This is a genomic window from Leptotrichia sp. oral taxon 879 str. F0557 (assembly GCF_000469385.1).
Classification (GTDB): domain Bacteria; phylum Fusobacteriota; class Fusobacteriia; order Fusobacteriales; family Leptotrichiaceae; genus Leptotrichia; species Leptotrichia mesophila.
Window position 1 is genome coordinate 4376 of the sequence record NZ_KI271299.1, and the last position, 1871, is coordinate 6246.

Here is a 1871-nt window from a genome sequence, read left to right on the forward strand (position 1 = left end):
TAATCATTTTTTAAATAGCCATATTTATTTTTTTTACTATCATAATCATCAGGCATTATCATATCAATATTATTTTTGAAAAATGTTATAAAATCAGGATTGTTTGACATAAACATTTCAAACATTCGAGAAACTTGAGAAAAAAGTCTACTTTATTATATCATTACCAAGAATTTTTAGTTTCCCGCCGATAAAACAATTTTTTCTATGTTCTACTATATTTTTTTCTATCAATAAATTTTTTGAAGATAACATAAAATAATCCATTGCAAAAAATCTTATTCCTGCTAAAATATTTCCTTTTTTATTTTCAATAAACTCTAAGTTTTCTTCTATTTCTTTTTTTGTCATTTCGGCAATCTTTACTCTCTCAATCCCTTTTTTATATTTATTTTCACTTGCTACAATACTCATTTTTCACTCCTGTTTTATTTATTTTCAATATTTACTGGTTTCAGAAATGTAAAAATGAAGCCTGACACGGCAGGACGTCCTCTTCCTTTTGTGTTATACGTTTTCTGAATTTTTAATCCATACTTTTCTTTAAGTTCCTTTTGTATCGGCTTTAAGACTTTTACATCAATATCGCACATTCGATAATTTACAGGAATGTCCATTAACCTTTTGAACTCATCTAAATTAACGCTCCAAAAGCCTGTACTTCTAAACTGCTTCATTCTTCTGTAAAACTCTTTGGTGTAACTTGACTTTAATCTGACAAACTCTTCCAGTTCAAAACGAGTAAATAACCCATCTGTTATCGCATTTAACACCCAAGAATATTTTTTATTAACTCCCACTTTGACAGTTTTATTTTTCTTATCTATTGTATATTCTGTAAACAGTACAAACCTAACAATTTCATCTTCAGTTTCCCAGCCGTAAACACATTTTATCAATTTATTATACATTGATTTTAATTCTTTATGAAATGTTTCAATGCTATTTGAAGTTTCATACTGAATTAAATTTTTTAAATAATCAAAAGAAAATGTAACTTCTTCTTCCTTATCCCTCATTCTACTAATTATTGCAATAAACAAATCAAGTTCCTTTGATTTAAAATTTCTTAATGCCACTTTGTTCAGTTCATTCCTGTATTTTACAATTTCATTCAATTAAAAACACCTCCTAATGTATTTAATTATACCACAATTTTAAATTTAAAACAACTAATAACTATTATTTTAAATTTAGTTGTTTTAAATACTGTGATTTTTGGGTAAAAAGTTGTTATTAAGTGGGTAAAAAAGCGTTTTTAAATGGGTAAAATGGCGTTTTAAATGTCAAAATAATGGGTAAAAAGTTGTTTTTTAACACATTCAGTTCCTTTATTCATCGCTGTTTGCGAGTACCTAGAAAGGTATAATATAAAGGAACTAATTTAGAAAATTAAATAAATATTTTTCTAAAATTTATTGGGTAAAAAGTTGTTTTAAAAATTCAAATTATATGCAATATAGAAAAAAATAACCGCTGTCTTTTACAACAACGATTATTTGAAAATTTAGTTTTATTTTTTATTTAACTTTATTTTTTAATAATTTTTCCATTTTCCAGTCCAGTAGTGATTTATATTCCATTTCTTCAATATATTTTTCTACGCTTTCTTCTCCTTCTTTTAATTTTTCTTCTAATGTAACTGCTTCTTTTAATATATCGTTATAAAAGTCATATCTCTTTGAATATTTATTATATTCTTCTCTTACTTTATCAATATTTTCCTGTATTTTTGAATATTTTTTAAACTTTGCAAAAGTAGCCGCTCTAAATAAATATCTATAAATTTCTGCTCCTATATATAATTTATCATTTCCTACTATTTCTTCAAAAAAAGCATCTAAATCTTCATATTTTTTAAACCAAGGGAT

General features: G+C 25.0%; 2 protein-coding genes and 1 pseudogene. All 3 read right to left on the bottom strand.

The window, feature by feature from the left end:
• Positions 1–147: 147 nt before the first annotated feature.
• Positions 148–414 carry a hypothetical protein gene (locus HMPREF1552_RS03040; RefSeq protein WP_021743603.1) on the bottom strand — a complete coding sequence of 89 codons (267 nt, stop codon included), beginning with the start codon at positions 412–414 and terminating at the stop codon, positions 148–150.
• 14 nt (positions 415–428) lie between these two features.
• A complete protein-coding gene (locus HMPREF1552_RS03045; protein ID WP_039901080.1) occupies positions 429–1118 on the bottom strand; it encodes a replication initiation protein in 690 nt (229 codons plus the stop codon).
• 402 nt (positions 1119–1520) lie between these two features.
• Positions 1521–1871: pseudogene (locus tag HMPREF1552_RS12450) on the bottom strand (hypothetical protein); the annotation flags it as partial.